Here is an 18,250-nt window from a genome sequence, read left to right on the forward strand (position 1 = left end):
GTATCGTGGACGTTCCCGCCCGTCGCTCCGGGTCGAGTCTTCATCGACTTTCGCGGAAATTCAGGTCCGTAGTGATGAAAACAACTTGAACGGTTGCCGCCGTTTCCGGCGGTGATGAACGACGCTGCGGTATCTCACGTTGCCTCGTGGCTTCCTTGGACCGCTGTCGCGAGAGCAGATAGAATGCGTGCAATGCACACGCCCGGTCGGCTGCTTGTCGTTCCTGCGGTCCTTCTCACCGTCGCCGCGTGCGCCAACGGCACCGACGATCTGCTGCCCGGCTATTACGAGGAGCAGGCCGGCGGCGGCGGACTCGGCGGTGATGGTGGCGCCGGAGGGGAAGACCTCTCCGTGAGCTCGAGTTCTAGCTCGAGCGTGAGCGCCGGCTCCACCGGGGCCGGCGGCGCTGAGGGCGTGGGCGGCGACGTCGGGAGCAATGAAGGCGACGGGGGCGACGGCGGCGGGGGAGCGGTGGCCGAGTGCGACCATGCGGCGCCCAATACCTGCACGGGAGCAGAGGCTCTCGGCAGTATCTCGGGCGACGTCGAGGCTGATTCGATGACGGTGACGGGGACCACGTCGAAGTGGTTCAAGATCCTGATCGTCGACAATGCAGATGAGGCCAGCTCCGAGCACTTCCGTGCCACGCTCGAGTCTCCGCCGGGGATGAACTTCGATTTGATCGCTTACCAAGGACAAATTGAAGTCGATGCACCGAATTGCTTTGCGTCCGGCGTCAGAGGGCAGGGCACGCCCGAATCATTTTACGTGACGTGGAACGACCGCTTCGCCGATCCCGATGAGCTCTGGTTTATCCTCGAGGTGCGGCATGTGGAGGGCACCGCGTGCGGCGAGGACGCGAGGTGGACGCTGACGCTCCTCGGCAACAATGCGGCGTTGATAGAGCCTTGAGCCTGCACGCGCAGCCCGCAGGCCGGTCACCGGTACAGGAGAGCTCCTTGAGCCGGTGCCCACCACACATCAGCGCCGCGTCACCTCGATCTTGCTTCGTCCGGGACAGCGCTCCTCATCCTCGACACCTGGCACCCCGCCTCAGCTCGCGCTGATCGGGATCTGACGCGGCTTGAGCGACGCGCTCTTCGGCAGGTGGATCCGCAGGACGCCCGCCCGGAGATCCGCGGAGATCTTCTCGGAATCGATGCCCTGCGGGACCACGAAGCTGCGGCGGAAGTCCGGCAGGCCCTCCACGCCCTTCTCCCGCTCGGCCGCCTCGGTCCGCCGGCCCTCGAACGTGAGCTCCCCCTTCTCCACACGGACGGCCAGGCGATCCTGCGTCACGCCCGGGAGATCTGCCACGACCAGGAGCTCCTCGGCGCTCTCGTAGATGTCGACCGCCGGCGCCACGGCGGGGCGCTGCTGGATCTTCTCGGGGTTGCTCTCGGCACGGTGGGTCAAGCTGCGATCAGTGCTCATGTTCATCGCTCCTTCCTCGGTACACTCCAGATCCGCTCGTCGCTGGATCGTCGCTCTCCTCTTCTTCGTTCGCTCTTCAGCTCCCGGCTCGCTCAGCGCGCCGTCACCGCGATCTGACGCGGCTGCGCCTCGGCGGCCTTGTTCAGCGTGAGCGTCAGCACGCCGTTCTTCAGGACCGCTGTCGTCTTCTCCGGATCGACCTTGCTCGGCAGCGTGAAGCTCCGGCTGAAGCGCACCGCGCCCCGCTCCTTGCGGTGGACGAGGTAGCCCTCCGGCGCATCCGACTTGCGCTCGCCGCTCACCGTCAGGACGTCCTGATTCAGCGAGATCTGGACATCCTTCTCCGTCAGACCCGGAACATCGGCCTTGACGACAAGGGCGCTCCCCGTGTCGAACAGGTAGACGCGCGGACCCCCCACGTACCGGGACGTCTGGTCGAAGTCGCCGCGGAGCGACGCGCGGGGCGCGTCCGCCTCCTCGAACACCCAATCCAGGCGCCGGCGAAGCTCATCCATCATGGCAAACGCGCGATCGAAATCCGTGGTTCGGTGCAGCATGGTCAATCCTCCTTGACCGCCGCGCGCGGCGCGCGCCCGGGCTCCGCCCGCGGCGCCGTCAACCTGCTCGCGACGGCCGATTTGTTGTAGCGTTACGGGACCTTGGCTCCGAGAGCCGGTCTCTTCGCACCGCCCAATCTTTGCACGGCACGTGGGGTGTCAAGAGCACGGCGCGCCGTCGTCCCCCCGAGGCAGATCGGCGGGAGCAGCGGTGGCGACCGGACTCGTCAGACCGAAGGGAGAGGCAGGGAAAGGCGGGCGAGCGCGACCTCTCCGGCTCCCGGAGCGGCTCCCTGCGCCGCCCCGCCGGCCACCGCCCCGGAGGCCGAGCCACGCCAGCCGGCCGTCGGCGGGGCCAGCCACGCCGGCGCCCGGTGGAGCCTGCCGCCTCGAACAGCCCTGGGAGCACGTCCCGGAAAGCGCTAGAAACCCAGGATATGCAGCCCTGCCCGCCCGCCCCCCGCCGCCGCGGCGTCCTTGCCGCCCGCCTCCGCTCGGTCTCCTCTGCGGCGGCGCTGTCCCTGGCGCTGATCTCGGGCGCCGCGCTGGCGCTGCCCTCGGAGGGGGACCGGGCGCCGAACGCGCGCGTCGAGGACGCGGACGGGCGCGAGCTCCGGCTCAAGGCGCTTCAAGGCAAGCCGATCCTCATCGTCTACGAGGACAAGGACTCGAAGGCCCAGAACCAGGCGCTCAAGGACGCGCTGGCGAAGCTCACGAAGGGCGACCGCTACCGGCGAGGCATCGCCGTCGCCGCGATCGCCGACGTCAGCTCCTACGACTTCTGGCCGGCGAAAGGCTTCGTGAAGGACGCCATCCGGGAGGAGTCGAGGAAGGTCGGCGGGACCGTCTATTGCGACTGGGACGGCTCCTTCCGTACGGCCTACAAGCTCCGCCGCGGCGTCAGCAACGTCGTCGTGGTCGGCAAGAACGGCCACGTGCTCTTCGCGGCCGAAGGCGCCCTCAAGCCGGAGTCGCAGAGCCGGGTCCTCGAGCTGCTCCGCAAGGAGGTCGAGGGCTGACCGCAGCGAACGCGCCGGCCGGAGGGGCGCGCGCTCAGCGCCCGTCCCTGCGGCGCCGCCGCGCGTGCAGCGCGGACTCGACCTGCGCGCGGATCTCCGCCGCCTCCGCGGCCGCCACGAGGCCGCCGCGCGCCTCGATGAAGGAGCGGAGCGCCCCGGCGCCCGCGCCGCCCACGATCCACGGCACGCCACGGCACGCGTCCGCGTAGGCGTCGATGAGCTCGCGCGCCGACGGCGGGAGCGGCGGGATCGCGACCGTCAGCGCGACGAGGTCCGGCGCGAGCGCCTCGACCGCCCGCGCGATCGCGGCGGGCGGCGTCCTCGCGCCGAGCACGACGGAGCGGAAGCCCCACGAGCAGAAGCGCAGGCCGATGCCGAACAGCCCGAGCACGTGATCCTCGTCGGCGAAGGCCGCGAGCAGCACGCGCCGCCCGCTCTCGCCAGGCTGCGCGAGCCGCAAGAGGTGCAGCAGCGTCGCGCCGAGGACCTGCGAGGCGAGGTGCTCCTGCGCGACCGTGATCTTCCCCGCGTGCCAGAGATCGCCGATGCGCTCGAGCGCCGGGCCGAGCGCGCGCTCGAAGATCGTCACCGCCGGGCCGAGCGAGAGGGCCCGGTTCACCTCGGCCTCGAGGCCGTCGGGATCGAACCGGACCGCGGCGTCGACGATGCGCTCGCTCGCCCCGGCGAACGCGTCGCCGCCGCTCGTGCCCACCGGCGCGCGCGGCCCCGCGGCCTCGAGCACCATGCGCGCCGCCTCGGCCGCGGCGATCCCGCCGTTCACGTGGTCGCGCATCTTCTTGATCACCGCCACATCGTCGTCGCTGTACAGGCGATACGCCGACGCCGTGCGCGCGGGCGACGGCACGCCATAACGGCGCTCCCACGCGCGCAGCGTCGCCGAGGACACGCCACACATCTCCGAAACGACATGGATTCTGTAGCGGCTCAACTGGATAAACCTTGCTAGGACCCGCCGAGCCGCGGCCGTCCGCGCCGGTCCGGCGCACCGGGATGCATCGGAACGGCGGGCAGCGAGGCCCAGAAAGACCCCCTCCTGCCGACGTCTTTCGCGTTCGTCATTCGCCTTTGTCAAAGGCTAGGACAAACATTATACTGAGCGTCATGCAAAACACCAGCGCTTCGGCGCAGGATCCGGCGCATCCGGCCAGGCCTGACGCCTCGCCGGGCGACGAGGTGGCCGCTCCCCCGCGAGCGGCGGGCGCGGGCCGCGTCCTCCGCGGAGCGCGCGCGCCGCGCGCCGTCGTGATCGGCAGCGGCTTCGGGGGCCTTGCGGCGGCCGTGCGGCTCGGGGTGCGGGGCTACGACGTCACGGTGGTCGAGAAGCTCGACGCGCCGGGCGGGCGCGCGTACGTCCACCGCCAGGACGGGTTCACCTTCGACGCGGGGCCGACCGTCATCACGGCGCCGTTCCTCCTGGAAGAGCTCTGGCAGCTCTGCGGCCGGAACATGGCCGACGACATCGACATGCGGCCCGTGGCGCCGTTCTACCGGATCCGGTTCCACGACGGCGCGACGTTCGACTACACGGGCGACGCCGCCGCGATGCGCGCCGAGGTCGCGCGCCTCTCACCCGGGGACGTCGAGGGGTACGAGCGCTTCGTCCGGCGGAGCGAGGAGATCTTCCGCGTCGGGTTCGAGGAGCTCGCGCACGTGCCGTTCGGGTCGTGGATGGACATGGCGCGCATCGTGCCGGACATGATGCGGCTCGAGAGCTACCGCACGGTGTACGGCCTCGTCGCGAAGCACGTGAAGGACGACCGCCTGCGCCAGGTGCTGAGCTTCCACCCGCTGCTCGTGGGCGGGAACCCGTTCTCGACGACCTCGATCTACAGCCTGATCGCGTTCCTCGAGCGCAACTGGGGCGTGCACTTCCCGATCGGCGGCACGGGCGCGCTGGTGAAGGGGCTCGTGTCGCTCATCGAGGGGCTCGGCGGCTCCGTGCGGTGCGGCGCCGAGGTGCGGCGCATCTCCGTGGAGGGCGGTCGCGCCCGGGGCGTGGAGCTCGCGTCGGGGGAGCGGCTCGCCGCCGACGTCGTCGTCTCGAACGCGGACTCGGCGTGGACCTACCGGCACCTCGTGCCGCCCGAGGCGCGGAAGCGCTGGACCGACCGGCGCATCGAGCGGCAGCGCTACTCGATGAGCCTCTTCGTGTGGTACTTCGGCACGCGCCGGCAGTACCCGGACGTCGCTCACCACACGATCCTCCTCGGCCCGCGGTACAGGCCGCTGCTCGAGGACATCTTCGAGAAGCACGTGCTCGCCGACGACTTCAGCCTGTACCTGCACCGCCCGACCGCGACCGATCCGGCGCTCGCCCCGCCCGGCTGCGACGCGTTCTACGTGCTGTCCCCGGTGCCGAACCTGCTCAGCGGCACCGACTGGCCAAGGGTCCAGGAGAAGTACCGGCGCTCCATCTCGGCGCTGCTCGAGGCGACGGTCCTGCCGGGGCTCGAGGGCGCGCTCGCGAGCTCGCGGCTCCTCACGCCGCAGGACTTCCAGGACCGGCTGCTGTCGTTCCGGGGCGCGGCGTTCGGGCCCGAGCCGGTGCTCACGCAGAGCGCCTTCTTCCGGCCCCACAACGCGAGCGAGGACGTCGAGCGCCTCTACCTCGTCGGGGCAGGCACGCACCCGGGCGCCGGTCTGCCCGGGGTGCTCTCGTCGGCCCGCGTGCTGGATCAGGTGGTCCCGGATGCATCGAAGCTCGTCTGAGGCGTCGGCGGCGGACTTCGCCGCGTGCAGGGACCTGCTGCGCAAGGGGTCGAAGAGCTTCGCCGCGGCGGCGCTCCTCCTGCCCGCGCGGGTGAGGGAGCCGGCGGCGGCGTTCTACGCGTTCTGCAGGGTCGCCGACGACGCGGTCGACGAGCTCGGGGAGCACGCGCCGCCGTCCGCGGCCGCGGCCGCCGTCGCGGCGCTGCGGGAGCGGCTCGCGCGCGCCGCGGCGGGCAGGCCGGACGACAGCCCGGTCGATCGCGCGCTCGCCCACGTGATGGCGGAGCACGGGCTGCCGCGCGCGTTCATCGAGGCGCTGCTCGAGGGGTTCGCGTGGGACGCGGAGGGGCGCCGCTACGAGACGCTCTCGGACCTGAACGCCTACGCGGCGCGCGTCGCGGGCACCGTGGGCGCGACGATGTCGACGCTCATGGGGGCGCGAGGGCCCGACGCGCTCGCGCGGGCGTGCGACCTGGGCGTCGCCATGCAGCTCACGAACATCGCGCGCGACGTCGGCGAGGACGCGCGGCGCGGTAGGATCTACCTGCCGCTCGCCTGGATGCGGGAGGCCGGGATCGCGCCGGACGGGTGGCTCGCGCGGCCGGTGTTCGACGACCGGCTGGGGCGGATCGTGGCGCGGCTGCTCGCCGAGGCGGAGGTGCTCTACCTCCGCGCGGGCGCCGGCATCCCGATGCTGCCGCGCGACTGCCGCCCCGCGATCCAGGCGGCGCGGCTCATCTACGCCGACATCGGGCGGGTCATCGCGCGCCAAGGCTTCGACTCGGTGTCGACGCGCGCGGTGGTGTCGCCGGGCCGCAAGGCGTGGCTCGTGATGCGGGCGCTGCTCCGCAGGTCCGTCGCGCCCGCGGAGGCGCGGGAGCACGGCGCGGCGCCGCCGCTCGACGAGGTCCGCTTCCTCTTGGAGGCGGCGCGATGAGCGGCGGCGCGAGCGGCGCGACACGCGCTCTGGAGGCGGCGCGATGAGCGCCCTGGTGGGAGCGCGATGAGCGCCGGCGGCGCGCCGGGCTCAGCCGCGCGGGAGATCGACGCGGCGCGGGGGCGCGTGCGCGAGGCGGGCGGCGAGGCGCTGCTCGCGCGCCTCGAGCACCTCGACGCGGTGCGGGCCGCGCCGGCGCCTCGACCGGGACCCTCGCCGCGGCCGCCGGATCGGGGCGCGACCGCCGATTACGACGTGGTCGTCGCGGGCGGCGGGCTGTCGCTCCTGCTCGCGCCGCTGCTCGCGTCGGCAGGGCTGCGCGTCGCGGTGCTCGACCGGGCGCGGATCGGCGCCGCGCACCGGGAGTGGAACGCCGGGACGGCCGAGGTGGCTGCGCTGTCGGCGTCGGGGATCTTCGCGAGGGACGAGATCGAGCGGCTCGTCATCGCCCGTTACGTCGAGGGGCTCTGCCGCTGGCACGGCGGCGGGACGTACCCGGTGCGCGGCGTGCTCGACCACGCCATCGACGCGGCGGGGCTGCTCGCCGCGGCGCGGGCCCGGGCCGAGGCGCTGGGGGTGACGCTGCTCGACGGGCACGCGCTCCTCGGGCACGCGGAGGGGCCGGACGCTGTCGCGCTCGCCGTGGCCGAGGCGCAGCCGGGCGCCGCGCCGCGCGCGCTGTCCGCGCGGCTCCTCGTCGACGCGCGCGGCGCGGCGAGCCCCTACGCGACCGCGGACCTCCTCTGCCCGACCGTCGGCGGCGTGCTCACGGGGCTCTCGGAGGGCGACGGGGAGCGGCGGATCCGGCCGGACGTCGGCGAGATCCTCGCCACCACGGAGGACGTCGAGGAGGGCCGGCAGCACCTCTGGGAGGCGTTCCCGGGGCGGCCGGGCGAGACGACGGTCTACCTCTTCTATTACGCGCGCTCCGGGGACGTCGGCCCCGGCGCGCTCCTGTCGCTCTACGCGCGGTTCTTCCGGCTCCTCTCGCGCTACAAGGAGGGCGACGCGTGCCTCGTCCGCCCGACGTTCGGGTTCATCCCCGGCTGGTCGCGGCTGTCGGCCGCGCCGCGCGCGCCGGGGCGCCGGGTGCGGCTCGTGGGGGACGCGGCGGCGCGGCACTCGCCGCTGACGTTCTGCGGCTTCGGCGCGAACGTGCGCGAGCTCGCGGCGACGGCCGCCGATCTGGCGCGGGCCGTCCGGGAGCCGGGCGCGCGTCACACGTCGGCCACGTCGGCCACGGCGCGCGACGCGCCTGTGCACTCGGGCACCGGCGCGCTCGCGGCCCTCATGGCGAAGCCCGCCGGCGGGGCGAGGGCAGGGGAGATGAACGCGCTCCTCGACACGGCCTTCGCCGTGCTCCACGCGATGGGCAACGACGCGTACGCGGCGCTGCTGCGCGACGAGATGCAGCCGGCCGATTTCGTGAGGTTCTTGCGGGAGACGGCGGCGCGGCGGCCCGAGGTGTATCGCGAGGTCGTGAGCACGCTGCCGCTCCGGGCCATCGGCCGCTGGGGAGCGGGGCTCGCGCGGGAGCTCTACCGCGCCCGCTGAAACTCTAAAACACCGATCCCGTTCAAACCCGGAGAATTTTCACAGGGAGGCGGGGAGGCGGGGAGGGAGAAAGAATGAAGTTCTTTCTCTTGCCGTCTCTCGCTCCCCGCCTCCCCGTCTCCCTGTGAAATTCTTGCTTTTTCTCGTGGTTTCAACCCGTTTGTCGCTCTAGCGCGCCCGCTGCGGGGAGCGCTGGGCGCGGCCTCCCGCGACGGCGCGCCGCGCGAGGACGAGGGGCCCGAGGAACAGGCCGTACGGCGGGCCGCCGGTGCCGTGGTGGACGCGGTGCGCGTCGCGGACGCGCGCGAGGTACGGGATGCGCGCGAGGCCCGAGACCGGGAGCCGCCCGTGGACGAGCCCGTCGTGGACCAGGACGTAGGCGAGGCCGAAGGCGGTCATGCCGAGGCCGAAGCCGAACGCAGCCTCGCGCAGCGGTCCCGGCGCGCCCCAGCTGCCGTACATGATGAGCCCGGCGGCGATCGGGGCGTGGAGGAAGGCGAGCGCGTCGTTCTGCTCGAAGGCGCCGCGCCGCTTCGCGTGGTGGGTGCGGTGGATGCGCCAGAGCGCGTGGTGCCAGACCTTGCCGTGGAGGAGCGCGGCCCACACCTCCATGATCGCGAAGGCGGCGAGCGCCGTGCCGATCCAGATCGCGAGCGTCATCGCGCCCTCCTCATGCGGAACGGCAGGAGGAGCTGCACCCAGGGGCTGGCGAAGCGGTCGAGCGAGAGGGCCTCGTGGACGACCGTCGCCGGCTTGCCGCCGAACGTCGCGGCGGCGAGGGAGCGCGCGTAGAACGGCGTGTCCTCGAGGGTGCGGAGGAGCCGCGGCGCGGACCCCGGGTCGGCGGCGATCTCCCGCGCCAGGCCCCAGCGCGTGTCGCCGAGCGGCCGCGGGGCGAGCGGCGGGAGCTCGCGCGCGCCGCCCGCCGCGTCGAACGCGGGCGAGAGGAGCATGCGCGTGCCGTCGCGGCGCCGGACGTCGTAGGTGAGGGCGATCCCGTCCGAGCCGAGCGCGCGCGACCAGGTCCAGCGCTCGAAGGCGTGGCCGAGCGGCTCGTCGCCGGCGTTCGTGTCGAGGTAGGCGCTGCCGGAGAAGCGCAGCGAGGGGTGCGCGAGCTCGACCTCGGCCCGCGCGATCGGCGCGATGGGCGTCCAGCGGTGGAGCCCCCGCCCGTCCAGGGCGACGCCATCGTGCGCGCCGTCCGCCGCGGGCCCGGGCACGGACGGGCGGAGGCGCACCGTCCCCGAGAGCCGGGACGGCAGAGGGGCCGTGATCTCGTCGAACGAGACGCGGAGCTCACCCCCGGACCACTCCATCAGGCTCGGTCCGATGGCGAGCGACCGCGGCGATCTGGAGACCGCGCCCCGCGGGCGCTCGGTCAGCGCCCAGCGATCGGCGCGCGCGCCGTACAGCGCGACGTTCATCGCGCAGTGCATGAGCGGGTCCGCGGCGCCGCGCGATCGCGCCTTGGCGTAGTAGGGCGAGAAGACGCTCCCGAGCATCGCGATGATCGTGATCGCGCTCTGCCCGTCGTCGCTCACCGCGTCCAGGTACCACCAGGCGTAGCCCCCGCTCGGGATCTCGAGGTCGAAGCGAGGTCCTCCATCACGCTCCGCGCCGCGAGCTGGCCGCTCAGCGCCGCCATCGGCACGCCCGCCCCCGGGTGCGCGCTCCCGCCGGCGAAGTACAGGCCCGGGAGCTTCGAGCGCGAGGCCGGGCGCGCGAAGGTCGAGTTCCACCCGTGGGACACCGGCCCGTACAGCGCGCCTCCCGTCGCCGGGAACATCCGCTCGAAGTCCGCCGGCGTCGTCGCCACCGGGGAGGCGCCCGTGCTCTTCAGCGAGAGGCCGAACCGCTGCAGTTGCTGGAACACGCGCTGCTCCCATTCGTGGATCTCCGTCGATGAGGGGGTGTGTTTATCACCGGTCGCAGGGGCATTGAGGATGAAGAACAGCCGCTCTCCGCCTCCGTCGGCGCCTGCGCTCGCCCCGACCCCGCCGGGCTCGTGCGCCGGCGCGTCGCCGCGATCCTCGGCGCAGACGTAGACCGTGGCGTCGCGCGGGAGCTCGGCGCGGTCGAACAGCGCGCGGAACTCGGCCTCGTAGTCGCCGGAGAAGAAGACGTTGTGCCGGAGGAGGGGGAAGCCGCTCACCTCGGCCACGAGCGCCCAGGTGACGGCCGAGAGCGAGCGAGGCTCGCTCCCCGGCGCCTTGCGGGCGGCGCGCTCGCCGAACAGGCCGGCCCGCAGCGCCGCGGGGTCGGCGTTCAGCACGATGGCGTCGGCCTCGATGCGCTCGCCGCCCTCGAGCACGACGCCCGTCGCGCGGCCGCGGCCCTCCTCGATGGCGGCGACGTGCGCGCCGCAGCGCAGCGTCGCCCCGGCGCGGGCCGCCGCCGCGGCGAGCGCCTCGGCGACGCGGCCCATGCCGCCCTCGGGGAGCCAGAGGCCCTCGCGCTCCACGTGCGCGATGACGCTCAGCGTCGCAGGCGCGAGGTACGGCGACGAGCCGCAGTAGGTCGCATAGCGCCCGAACAGCTGGAGGAGGCGCGCGTCCGTGAAGAAGTCGCCGAGCGCGCGGTGGAGGGTGCGGTGCCCGTCGATCTTCATCATCCCGCCGACGCCCAGGGTGCCCGCCGTGCTCAGGATCGTCCTGAGCGTGGGCCGCTCCGCGCGCATGAACGGCGCCTCCACCACGTCGAAGATCTCGCGCGCGTACCGGCTGAACCGGCGGTACCCGTCCGCCTCCCGCGCCCCCGCGAGCGCGCCGATCGCGTCCGCGGCGCGCTCGACGTCCGCGAAGAGGTCGAGCGTCGAGCCGTCCGGCCAGGCGTGGCGCGCGAGCGTCTCGGCCCGGCGGAGCGACACGTGGTCCTCGAAGCGGAGCCCGAGCGACGCGAAGATCTCGTCGAAGACCCACCGCATCGTGAGCACCGTCGGGCCGACGTCGACGCGGCGGTCCCCGAGGACCGCCTGGCGTATCTTTCCGCCGACGCGCGGCGCCCGCTCGAGTAGCACCACGTCGAGCCCGCTCGAAGCAAGGAGCGCGGCCGAGGTCAGACCGCCGATACCCCCGCCGATCACCACGACGCGATCTCTCCTGTCCGCCATGGTCGGAGTGTACGCGTCGGAGGTAGTTTGTCTATACTTTGTTTAACTAATGTTCAAACTATTGACAAGCCCCTGAGGCTCGCCAAGACTCGCCCCCCATGGATTTCGATCGCCGGATCGAGCGCGTCCTCCTCGCCGCCATCGAGCCGCTCTCCTCGCCCGCGTCGCCGCCCGGGCTCCTGGCGGCGACGCAGCACGCCGTGTTCCCTGGAGGCGCCCGCATCCGTCCGCGCCTCTGCCTGGCCGTCGCTTCGGCGTACGGCGATCCCGCGCCGGAGGCCGCCGACGCCGCGGCGGCGGCGGTGGAGCTCATCCACTGCGCGTCGCTGGTCCACGACGACCTCCCCTGCTTCGACGACGCGCCGATCCGGCGCGGCCGGCCGTCCGTCCACCGGGCCTTCGGCGAGCCGATCGCGGTGCTCGCCGGCGATCAGCTCATCGTGCTCGCCTTCGAGGCGCTCGCGCGCGGCGCCTTCCACGCGATGGCGAGCGGCGTGACCGACGCGCGCAGGGCGGTCCGGTTCTTCGAGGTGCTCGGGGGCGGCGTCGGGATGCCGCAGGGGATCATCGCCGGGCAGGCGTGGGAGTCGGAGGCGAAGGTCCCGCTCTCGGCCTACCGGCGCGCGAAGACGGGCGCGCTCTTCGAGGCGGCGGCGACCCTCGGCGCGCTCTCCGCAGGCCAGGACGGGGCCGCCTGGGGCGATCTCGGGCAGCGCATCGGCGAGGCGTACCAGGTCGCGGACGACGTGCTCGACCTTGTCGGGAGGCCGGAGGACATGGGCAAGCCGGCGGGGCGCGACGGGGCGCTCGGGCGCCCGAACACGGCGCTGGAGCTCGGGCTCTCCGGCACGACCCGGCTGCTGCAGCGGCTCATCCAGGACGCGGTCGAGGCGGTGCCGCAGTGCCCGCGGGCGGACGCCGTGCGGTCGTGGGCCGTCGAGCTGGGCGACAGGCTCCTCCGGGTCTGCAGGGGGCCTTCGGCGGCGCTTCCGACCGTGAGCTCCATGTAACGGCTCGGGCGGCCTGACGTACGTCCGAGAGGGGCGGCCGTCGGGGGGGACTCGGGACGTCTGAGACTGATGATCGGGAGTGGAGCTGGGTTGTTTGCGCGTCGCGGGACGGAACGCGTGAAGCCGACGTGGACCGACGTGAAGCCGACGTGAACCGAATGAAGCCGACGTGAACCGACGTTGAGCAGATTCAGGGAGGGCCTTAATGCGCTGTCGCCTCGCGATAGTGAGGCTGCGCCCAGGCTCGACGAACGCGGTTTGGGGTGGCATCCTCGGCGGGCCTTTCCGCGTCTGCCGCGGGGAGCGTGGCTGTGGCGCGGTGGTAAGGCGCTGTGTCCTGCGTCCCGTGAAGCGAGGCGTGGGTCATAGTCCGCAAGCGGGGGGATCGGGGGATGAGGGCGATTCGGGAGCAACACGCCACGATCGTTTCTCGAAAGCTCGAGGCCGACAGCCCCGGGGGGATGCGCGAGGCGATCACCTCCGCCGAGCAGCTCGCGCGCGTCGCGCGCGGGCGCCTCCGCGACCGGGTGGTGGACGTCGGGAGCGCGGTGGGAACCGCCCTCCGGGGCGCGCCGAGGAGCGCGAGCTTCGTCCGGGCGGGCGCCGCGGTGCCGCTGCATGTGTCGCGGATGCTGCTCGATCGACACCAGGTCGCCGCCCACGCGCTCGCCCACCTCTACGCGGAGATCGAGGCCTGCCGCTCGCTCGCGAGCTGGGCCTGCGAGGCGGGCGGGGAGGCCAGGGCCGTCGCCGAGGCGCACGCGGGGGCGCTGCTCCTGTCGCTGCGCGGCGGCGTCGATCTGGGCGGCGGAGAGATCGCGCCGCTCGGCGAGCTCGAGCTCCGCGACGACGAGGTCGCCAAGGCGATCGGCCACCCGGCGGTCGCGGCGTGGGCGCGCGACGCGGGCTCCGGCGTCGCCGTCGCCTCGATCGCGCGCGCGGCCGCCGAGCAGGGCATCCCCGCCAGCGCCGGCGCGGAGGACGAGCGCGTCGGCTGGATCCGGCACAACATGCGCGACTTCGTCGAGCGCCTCGTCGAGCCGCTCGCCCCCGAGATCCACCGCCGCAACGGGCTCATCCCCGAGTCGATCGTCCGCCGCATGGGGCAGTTCGGCGTGTTCCGGCTCGCCACCGCGCCCGAGCACGGGGGCGACGGGCTCGGCGTGGCCGCCATGGCGACCGCCATCGAGGAGCTCGCGCGAGGCTCGCTCGGCTTCGGCGTGCTCACCATGACGGCCTCCATCGCGTCGGACCTGCTCGCCCGATCCGGCACCGACCTGCAGCGCAGGACCTGGCTTTCACGCATCGCGAACGGCGAGGCGCGCTGCGCCCTCGCGTTCGCGGAGCCGGCGTACGGGTCGGACCTCGCGCGCGTCGTCACGCGCGCCGAGCGCCAGGCCGACGGCAGCTACCTCCTCATCGGAAAGAAGGCGTGGGTCACCGGCGCGTCCCGCGCCGACCTGGTGCTCACCCTCGCGAGGACCACGACGCCGGGAGGACAGGGGCAGCTGCCGCTCGGGCCGAGCCTCTTCGTCATCGCGAAGCGGCGCGGCGCGCCGGGCGCCGACTTCCCGGACGCCGGGATGGCCGGGACCGAGCTGCGGGCGCTCGGGCAGCGCGGCATGGGGCACTACGAGCTCCGGATCGAGGGGCTCCAGATCGGCCGCGAGGCCCTGCTCGGCGAGCGCGAGGGCGAGGGGATCGCCCAGATCCAGCGGGCGCTCGTGACGGGCCGCACCTACGCGGCCGCGTGCGGCGTGGGCGTGGCGCAGGCCGCGCTGGAGCTCGCGCTCGAGCGGGCGAAGACGCGCGTGCAGTTCGGGTCGCAGCTCATCTCCTTCCCGCGCGTGGCGCACCGGCTCGGAGGGCTCATCGCGCGCGTCGCCGCCGCGCGGCAGCTCACGCGCGCCGCGGCGCACGTGGCGGACACGGGGCAGCCGTGCGAGCTCACGTCGGCGATGGCGAAGCTCTTCTCCAGCCGCGTGGCCTGGGACGCGGCCGACGCCTGCATGCAGCTCCACGGGGCGAGCGGCTACGCGGAGAGCTCGACCGCGGCGAGGCTCCTGCTCGACGCCCGCAGCCTCTTCTTCCAGCTGGGCCCGCACGAGGTGCTCGCGCAGGGCATCGCGCGCGCCCTGCTCGAAGGGCCGCTGCCCTAGAGCGGCGGTCACCCGCTTCGGATACGGGCCCATCTCGGCGTTTTCGGTGCTCAGCGCACCGGAGTGCGCTTCCGCGCCGAAAACACCGATCTGGACCCGTCTCCTGTGCGGGAGACCGCCGCTCTGAGTCGCGTGTGCCAGGGGCGGGCGAGAACCGCTCCAAGGCGCGAGCGACTGCGGCGGCCGGCGACGCGAGCCGGCGAGCGGGCATGTGCGCAGGGCCGCGACGCGCGCGCCGTCGTCAGCCGAGCGCGCCTGTGCCATGATCGCGCGGACCGATGGTCCGCGTCCGCTCTCCTCGCTACGGCCGCAAGCTCGACGATTTCACGGTCGGCGCGGTGTATGCCCACCCCTGGGACGTCACCGTGGACGAGGGGATGCTCGCGCTCTTCGCGGCCTCGTTCCAGGACGCGATCCCGACCTACGCCAGCCGCGTCGCGGCCCGATCGGTGGGGCTCAGGGACAGGCCGGTGAGCCCGCTCTTGCTCCTCAACCTCGGGATCTCCTTCAGCGTGCACGACGTGAGCGAGCAGGCGATCGCGCACCTCGCGTACACCGACGTCCGGTTCCCGGCGGCCTGCTATCCGGGGGACACGCTGCGCGCGAGCTCGCTGGTCATCGGCAAGAAGCCGGTCTCGACGGGGGACAAGGGCGTCGTGCACGTCAGGACCCAGGTGGTGAACCAGGACGGGCTGCTCGTCTGCTCGTTCGAGCGCAAGGCGCTCGTGCCCCCCGGCCGCGTCGCGGAGCGCCCCGCGGACGCGCCGCACGCGGTCGCGCAGCCGGACGCGCCGCCGGCGCGCCTCCCGGAGGAGCTCGACGGCCCGCTGCCTCCGCCGGCGCGCCAGGGCGGCTTCGCCTGCACGTGGGACGACTTCGAGGTCGGCGACGTGATCACCCACGAGGTCGGCAGGACCATCGGGGACAGCGAGCACATGCAGCTCGCGACCCTCCTGCGCAACTCCCACCCGCTGCACGTGGACGAGCAGTACTCCAGATCGAGCTCCTTCGCGAAGACGCGGGTCGTCCACGGGGGGCTCGTGCTGTCCTGGGTGCTCGCGCTCTCGAGCCGCGACACGGCCGGGTGCGGCGTCTGGGACCTCGGCCTCGACGAGGGGGCGCACCCGAGCGGCGTGCTCGCGGGCGACACGCTGTTCGCCGCGTCGAAGGTGATCGCCAGGGAAGAGGCCAAGAGCGGCGCCGGGAGCGTCACCTTCCGGATCGTCGGCGTGAAGAACACGCCGCCGCGCGCCCTGATCGAGCAGGGCGCCGACCTGTTCACGCCCGAGCTCGGCAAGGCCGACGGCCGGGTGAAGGAAAAGGTCGTGGAGATCACGCGAACGCTGCTCCTGCGCCGGCGGAGCTAGCTCTGTACGTCAGCGATCACCGGCGGGATTGCTGACGCACAGAACCAGGCGCGCCCGAGGCGGGGGCCGCAGAATGAGGAGTCCCCGGCGGGCCGCCTGCGGCATACAATGGCCGGCCATGAGCACCGCTCTGCCCCAGCGAGGAACGGGACGGCCATGAGCACCGCTGGGAGCCGTGAGCTGGACGCGCTCCGCGCGCGCGTCGCCGAGCTGGAGCGGGAGCTGGCCCACGCCCGCGCGCCAGGTCGGAGCGCCGCTGCGCGAGGCCCGGACGCGCCGGCCAGAGACCCGGGCAGCGCGAGGGGATCCGCCCTCGTCGAGGCGGCGCGGCGGCAGCTCGACGAGGGCGAGCAGGCGGCGCAGATGGGCAACTGGCTCTGGGAGCTCGGCCAGAGCAGCACCACCTGGTCGCGGCAGCTCTTCCGGATCCTGGGCCGCGATCCCGAGACGGACACGCCCTCGACGGAGACCTTTCTCGAGGCCGTCCACCCCGACGACCGGGAGCGGCTGCAAGCCCTCCTGCTGCTGGCGAACGAGACAGGCGAGGGGGCGGGCGCGGTCGCGTTCCGCGTGCGCCACCGGGACGGAACGGTGCGGGAGTGCCTGCTGAGCAGCCTGCCCCTCGTCGAGGGCGCGGGGCCGCCGTCGCGCTACTTCGGCGCGGTCGTCGATCTCACCGAGCGCCGCCGCGCCGAGCAGGAGCTCCGCCGCAGCGAGCGCATGCTGAAGGAGGCGCAGCGCATCGCCCACGTGGGCAGCTGGTCCTACGACATCGCGTCGCGGACGATCCGCTGGTCCGAGGAGCTCTACAACATCCTCGGCGTCGATCCCTCGGTGCGCCCGACGTTCGAGCTCTTCGCGGGCCTCATCCACCCCGAGGATCGCCACCGGGTCTTCGGCGGCGCGGAGACCGCGTCGCCGCTCGGCATCGCGAGCCCCGTCGAGTGCCGCGTCGTGCGCCCGTCCAGCGGGGAGCTGCGCCACGTGCAGATGGCGGCGCAGCTGGTCACGGACGACGCCGGGACGATCACCGGGCTGGTCGGCACGAGCCTCGACATCACCGAGCGCCGGCGCCTCGAGGAGCAGCTCCTGCACAGCCAGAAGCTCGAGGCGATCGGGCGCCTCGCCGGCGGGGTCGCGCACGACTTCAACAACATGCTCACCGCGATCTTCGGGCACAGGGAGCTCGCGGTGCGCAAGGTGCCGGCGGCGTCGCCCGTCGCCGAGCACCTCACGCAGATCGGCACCGCCGCGGAGCGGGCCGCGGCGCTCACGCGGCAACTGCTCGCCTTCGCGCGCAAGCAGCTGATCCAGCCGAGCGTCGTCGACCCGAACGCGCTGATCTTCGGGGTCGAGCCGCTCCTCCGCCCGCTCGTGGGCGAGGACGTGGAGCTCGTCGTGCTGCCGGGGAGCCAGATCTGGCCCATCCACATCGATCGGGGGCAGTTCGAGCAGCTGCTCATGAACCTGGCCGTGAACGCGCGCGACGCGATGCCCGGCGGGGGCCGCCTGGTGATCGAGACGGCGAACAGGGCGCTCGGCGCGGGCGACGGGGGGTGGGGGCCAGAGATCGAGCCCGGCGACTACGTGGAGCTCACGGTCACGGACACAGGGCAGGGCATCGACGACGCCGTCCAGAAGTACGTGTTCGAGCCGTTCTTCACGACCAAGGAGCCGGGCAAGGGGTCGGGCCTCGGGCTCGCGACGTGCCACGGCATCGTGAAGCAGCACGGGGGCCACATCTGGTTCGCCAGCGCCCCCGGCCAGGGCACGCGCTTCACGATCTGCTTCCCGCGCGTGCGCGGCGTGCCCTGCGAGCAGCCTGTGAGGGCGACCGCGGCCGCCGTCGGGGGCGTGGAGACCGTGCTCGTCGTGGAGGACGAGGCGCAGGTGCGCGAGCTCTGCGTCGCCGCGCTGCGCTCCTTCGGCTACTCGGTCCTCGCGGCGCGGAGCGGCAAGGAGGCGATCGCGCTCGCGGCCGCCTATCCAGGCCCCATCCACCTGCTCGTGAGCGATGTGGTCCTGCCGGACGCGCGCGGCCCCGCGCTCTCGGCGATGCTCGCCCGCGCGCGCGCCCCGCTGCCCGTGCTCTACGCCTCGGGCTACACGGAGGACGCCCTCCTCCAGACCGATCTGCTCGACGGGGTCGCCCACTTCCTCGCCAAGCCGTACACGCCGACGCAGCTCGCGAAGGCGGTGCGCGCCGTGCTCGACGCGTCCGCGCAGGCGCGACGGGCGAAGGGCTCCGGCGGCGCCCCGCCGCCGGCTCCGACCGCCGAGCGCCTGCAGTGAGCGCGCTCGTGCGCCGCGGGAGGCGGGCTCACGGCGCCTTCGCGCGCGATCGCCGGCGTGTGGGCGCGCGTGCGAGGCGGCC

15 protein-coding genes are annotated in these 18,250 nt (G+C 73.4%); 9 read left to right on the forward strand and 6 right to left on the reverse strand.

The annotated features are described in order from the left end of the window. Window positions 1-192: 192 nt before the first annotated feature. A complete protein-coding gene (locus tag WME95_RS03045; protein ID WP_437906920.1) occupies window positions 193-912 on the forward strand; it encodes a hypothetical protein in 720 nt (239 codons plus the stop codon). Window positions 913-1,053: 141 nt separating this feature from the next. Here the strand turns inward: WME95_RS03045 and WME95_RS03050 are convergent, their stop codons facing one another. After that, window positions 1,054-1,434 carry an Hsp20/alpha crystallin family protein gene (locus WME95_RS03050; RefSeq protein ID WP_437906921.1) on the reverse strand — a complete coding sequence of 127 codons (381 nt, stop codon included), beginning with the start codon at window positions 1,432-1,434 and terminating at the stop codon, window positions 1,054-1,056. A gap of 92 nt (window positions 1,435-1,526) precedes the next feature. Beyond that, entirely contained in the window at window positions 1,527-1,991 is a 465-nt protein-coding gene (locus tag WME95_RS03055) for an Hsp20/alpha crystallin family protein (protein WP_012233212.1), read from the reverse strand. Window positions 1,992-2,428: 437 nt separating this feature from the next. On the opposite strand from WME95_RS03055, the gene WME95_RS03060 reads away from it, so the two are divergent. Continuing rightward, on the forward strand, window positions 2,429-3,010 hold the full coding sequence (locus tag WME95_RS03060) for a YtfJ family protein (RefSeq protein ID WP_437549351.1): 582 nt from the start codon (window positions 2,429-2,431) through the stop codon (window positions 3,008-3,010). A 34-nt stretch (window positions 3,011-3,044) separates the two neighbouring features. Here WME95_RS03060 and WME95_RS03065 read toward each other — a convergent pair whose 3' ends face one another. Continuing rightward, window positions 3,045-3,959 carry a MerR family transcriptional regulator gene (locus tag WME95_RS03065; protein ID WP_437549353.1) on the reverse strand — a complete coding sequence of 305 codons (915 nt, stop codon included), beginning with the start codon at window positions 3,957-3,959 and terminating at the stop codon, window positions 3,045-3,047. A gap of 173 nt (window positions 3,960-4,132) precedes the next feature. On the opposite strand from WME95_RS03065, the gene crtI reads away from it, so the two are divergent. From crtI to WME95_RS03080, 3 genes are all read left to right on the forward strand, one after another. Continuing rightward, complete coding sequence (gene crtI, locus WME95_RS03070; protein WP_437906922.1) at window positions 4,133-5,740, forward strand: phytoene desaturase family protein; 1,608 nt, start codon at window positions 4,133-4,135, stop codon at window positions 5,738-5,740. Next, entirely contained in the window at window positions 5,721-6,677 is a 957-nt protein-coding gene (locus tag WME95_RS03075; RefSeq protein ID WP_437906923.1) for a phytoene/squalene synthase family protein, read from the forward strand. The genes crtI and WME95_RS03075 overlap by 20 nt, the downstream gene beginning before the upstream one ends. Window positions 6,678-6,743: 66 nt before the next feature. After that, window positions 6,744-8,231 (forward strand): lycopene cyclase, encoded by a 1,488-nt coding sequence (locus WME95_RS03080; RefSeq protein WP_437906924.1) that lies wholly within the window; start codon window positions 6,744-6,746, stop codon window positions 8,229-8,231. Window positions 8,232-8,399: 168 nt separating this feature from the next. Here the strand turns inward: WME95_RS03080 and WME95_RS03085 are convergent, their stop codons facing one another. Genes WME95_RS03085 through crtD form a run of 3 tightly spaced genes read right to left on the reverse strand, consistent with a single transcriptional unit; the run spans window position 8,400 to window position 11,340 of the window. Next, window positions 8,400-8,891, reverse strand: coding sequence for a beta-carotene hydroxylase (locus WME95_RS03085; protein WP_437906925.1), 492 nt, complete (start codon window positions 8,889-8,891; stop codon window positions 8,400-8,402). Continuing rightward, window positions 8,888-9,772, reverse strand: a complete 885-nt coding sequence (locus WME95_RS03090; protein ID WP_437906926.1) for a carotenoid 1,2-hydratase — start codon at window positions 9,770-9,772, stop codon at window positions 8,888-8,890. The genes WME95_RS03085 and WME95_RS03090 overlap by 4 nt, the downstream gene beginning before the upstream one ends. After that, on the reverse strand, window positions 9,769-11,340 hold the full coding sequence (gene crtD, locus WME95_RS03095) for a 1-hydroxycarotenoid 3,4-desaturase CrtD (RefSeq protein WP_437906927.1): 1,572 nt from the start codon (window positions 11,338-11,340) through the stop codon (window positions 9,769-9,771). Before crtD ends, WME95_RS03090 begins: the two co-directional genes overlap by 4 nt. Window positions 11,341-11,438: 98 nt before the next feature. On the opposite strand from crtD, the gene WME95_RS03100 reads away from it, so the two are divergent. The 4 genes from WME95_RS03100 (at window position 11,439) to WME95_RS03115 (ending at window position 18,168) form a co-directional block, all read left to right on the forward strand. Then, a complete protein-coding gene (locus WME95_RS03100) occupies window positions 11,439-12,350 on the forward strand; it encodes a polyprenyl synthetase family protein (RefSeq protein WP_437906928.1) in 912 nt (303 codons plus the stop codon). A gap of 392 nt (window positions 12,351-12,742) precedes the next feature. Further along, window positions 12,743-14,509, forward strand: coding sequence for an acyl-CoA dehydrogenase family protein (locus WME95_RS03105; protein ID WP_437906929.1), 1,767 nt, complete (start codon window positions 12,743-12,745; stop codon window positions 14,507-14,509). A gap of 278 nt (window positions 14,510-14,787) precedes the next feature. Further along, the gene (locus WME95_RS03110; protein WP_437906930.1) at window positions 14,788-15,876 is read left to right on the forward strand and encodes a MaoC family dehydratase; all 1,089 of its coding nucleotides are present in this window, start codon (window positions 14,788-14,790) and stop codon (window positions 15,874-15,876) included. A gap of 156 nt (window positions 15,877-16,032) precedes the next feature. Next, the gene (locus WME95_RS03115; protein ID WP_437906931.1) at window positions 16,033-18,168 is read left to right on the forward strand and encodes an ATP-binding protein; all 2,136 of its coding nucleotides are present in this window, start codon (window positions 16,033-16,035) and stop codon (window positions 18,166-18,168) included. Window positions 18,169-18,250 lie beyond the last annotated feature (82 nt).

Origin of the sequence: Sorangium sp. So ce327, from assembly GCF_051530205.1 — a bacterium.
Classification (GTDB): Bacteria; Myxococcota_A; Polyangia; order Polyangiales; family Polyangiaceae; genus Sorangium; species Sorangium cellulosum_B.

What these genes read in the sequence shown, in the direction of transcription:
- WME95_RS03045 (WP_437906920.1), top strand. Translation starts at nt 193, where the DNA reads ATGCACACGCCCGGTCGGCTGCTTGTCGTTCCTGCGGTCCTTCTCACC.
- WME95_RS03050 (WP_437906921.1), bottom strand. Translation starts at nt 1,434, where the DNA reads ATGAGCACTGATCGCAGCTTGACCCACCGTGCCGAGAGCAACCCCGAG.
- WME95_RS03055 (WP_012233212.1), bottom strand. Translation starts at nt 1,991, where the DNA reads ATGCTGCACCGAACCACGGATTTCGATCGCGCGTTTGCCATGATGGAT.
- WME95_RS03060 (WP_437549351.1), top strand. Translation starts at nt 2,429, where the DNA reads ATGCAGCCCTGCCCGCCCGCCCCCCGCCGCCGCGGCGTCCTTGCCGCC.
- crtI (WP_437906922.1), top strand. Translation starts at nt 4,133, where the DNA reads ATGCAAAACACCAGCGCTTCGGCGCAGGATCCGGCGCATCCGGCCAGG.
- WME95_RS03075 (WP_437906923.1), top strand. Translation starts at nt 5,721, where the DNA reads ATGCATCGAAGCTCGTCTGAGGCGTCGGCGGCGGACTTCGCCGCGTGC.
- WME95_RS03080 (WP_437906924.1), top strand. Translation starts at nt 6,744, where the DNA reads ATGAGCGCCGGCGGCGCGCCGGGCTCAGCCGCGCGGGAGATCGACGCG.
- WME95_RS03085 (WP_437906925.1), bottom strand. Translation starts at nt 8,891, where the DNA reads ATGACGCTCGCGATCTGGATCGGCACGGCGCTCGCCGCCTTCGCGATC.
- crtD (WP_437906927.1), bottom strand. Translation starts at nt 11,340, where the DNA reads ATGGCGGACAGGAGAGATCGCGTCGTGGTGATCGGCGGGGGTATCGGC.
- WME95_RS03100 (WP_437906928.1), top strand. Translation starts at nt 11,439, where the DNA reads ATGGATTTCGATCGCCGGATCGAGCGCGTCCTCCTCGCCGCCATCGAG.
- WME95_RS03105 (WP_437906929.1), top strand. Translation starts at nt 12,743, where the DNA reads ATGAGGGCGATTCGGGAGCAACACGCCACGATCGTTTCTCGAAAGCTC.
- WME95_RS03110 (WP_437906930.1), top strand. Translation starts at nt 14,788, where the DNA reads ATGGTCCGCGTCCGCTCTCCTCGCTACGGCCGCAAGCTCGACGATTTC.
- WME95_RS03115 (WP_437906931.1), top strand. Translation starts at nt 16,033, where the DNA reads ATGAGCACCGCTGGGAGCCGTGAGCTGGACGCGCTCCGCGCGCGCGTC.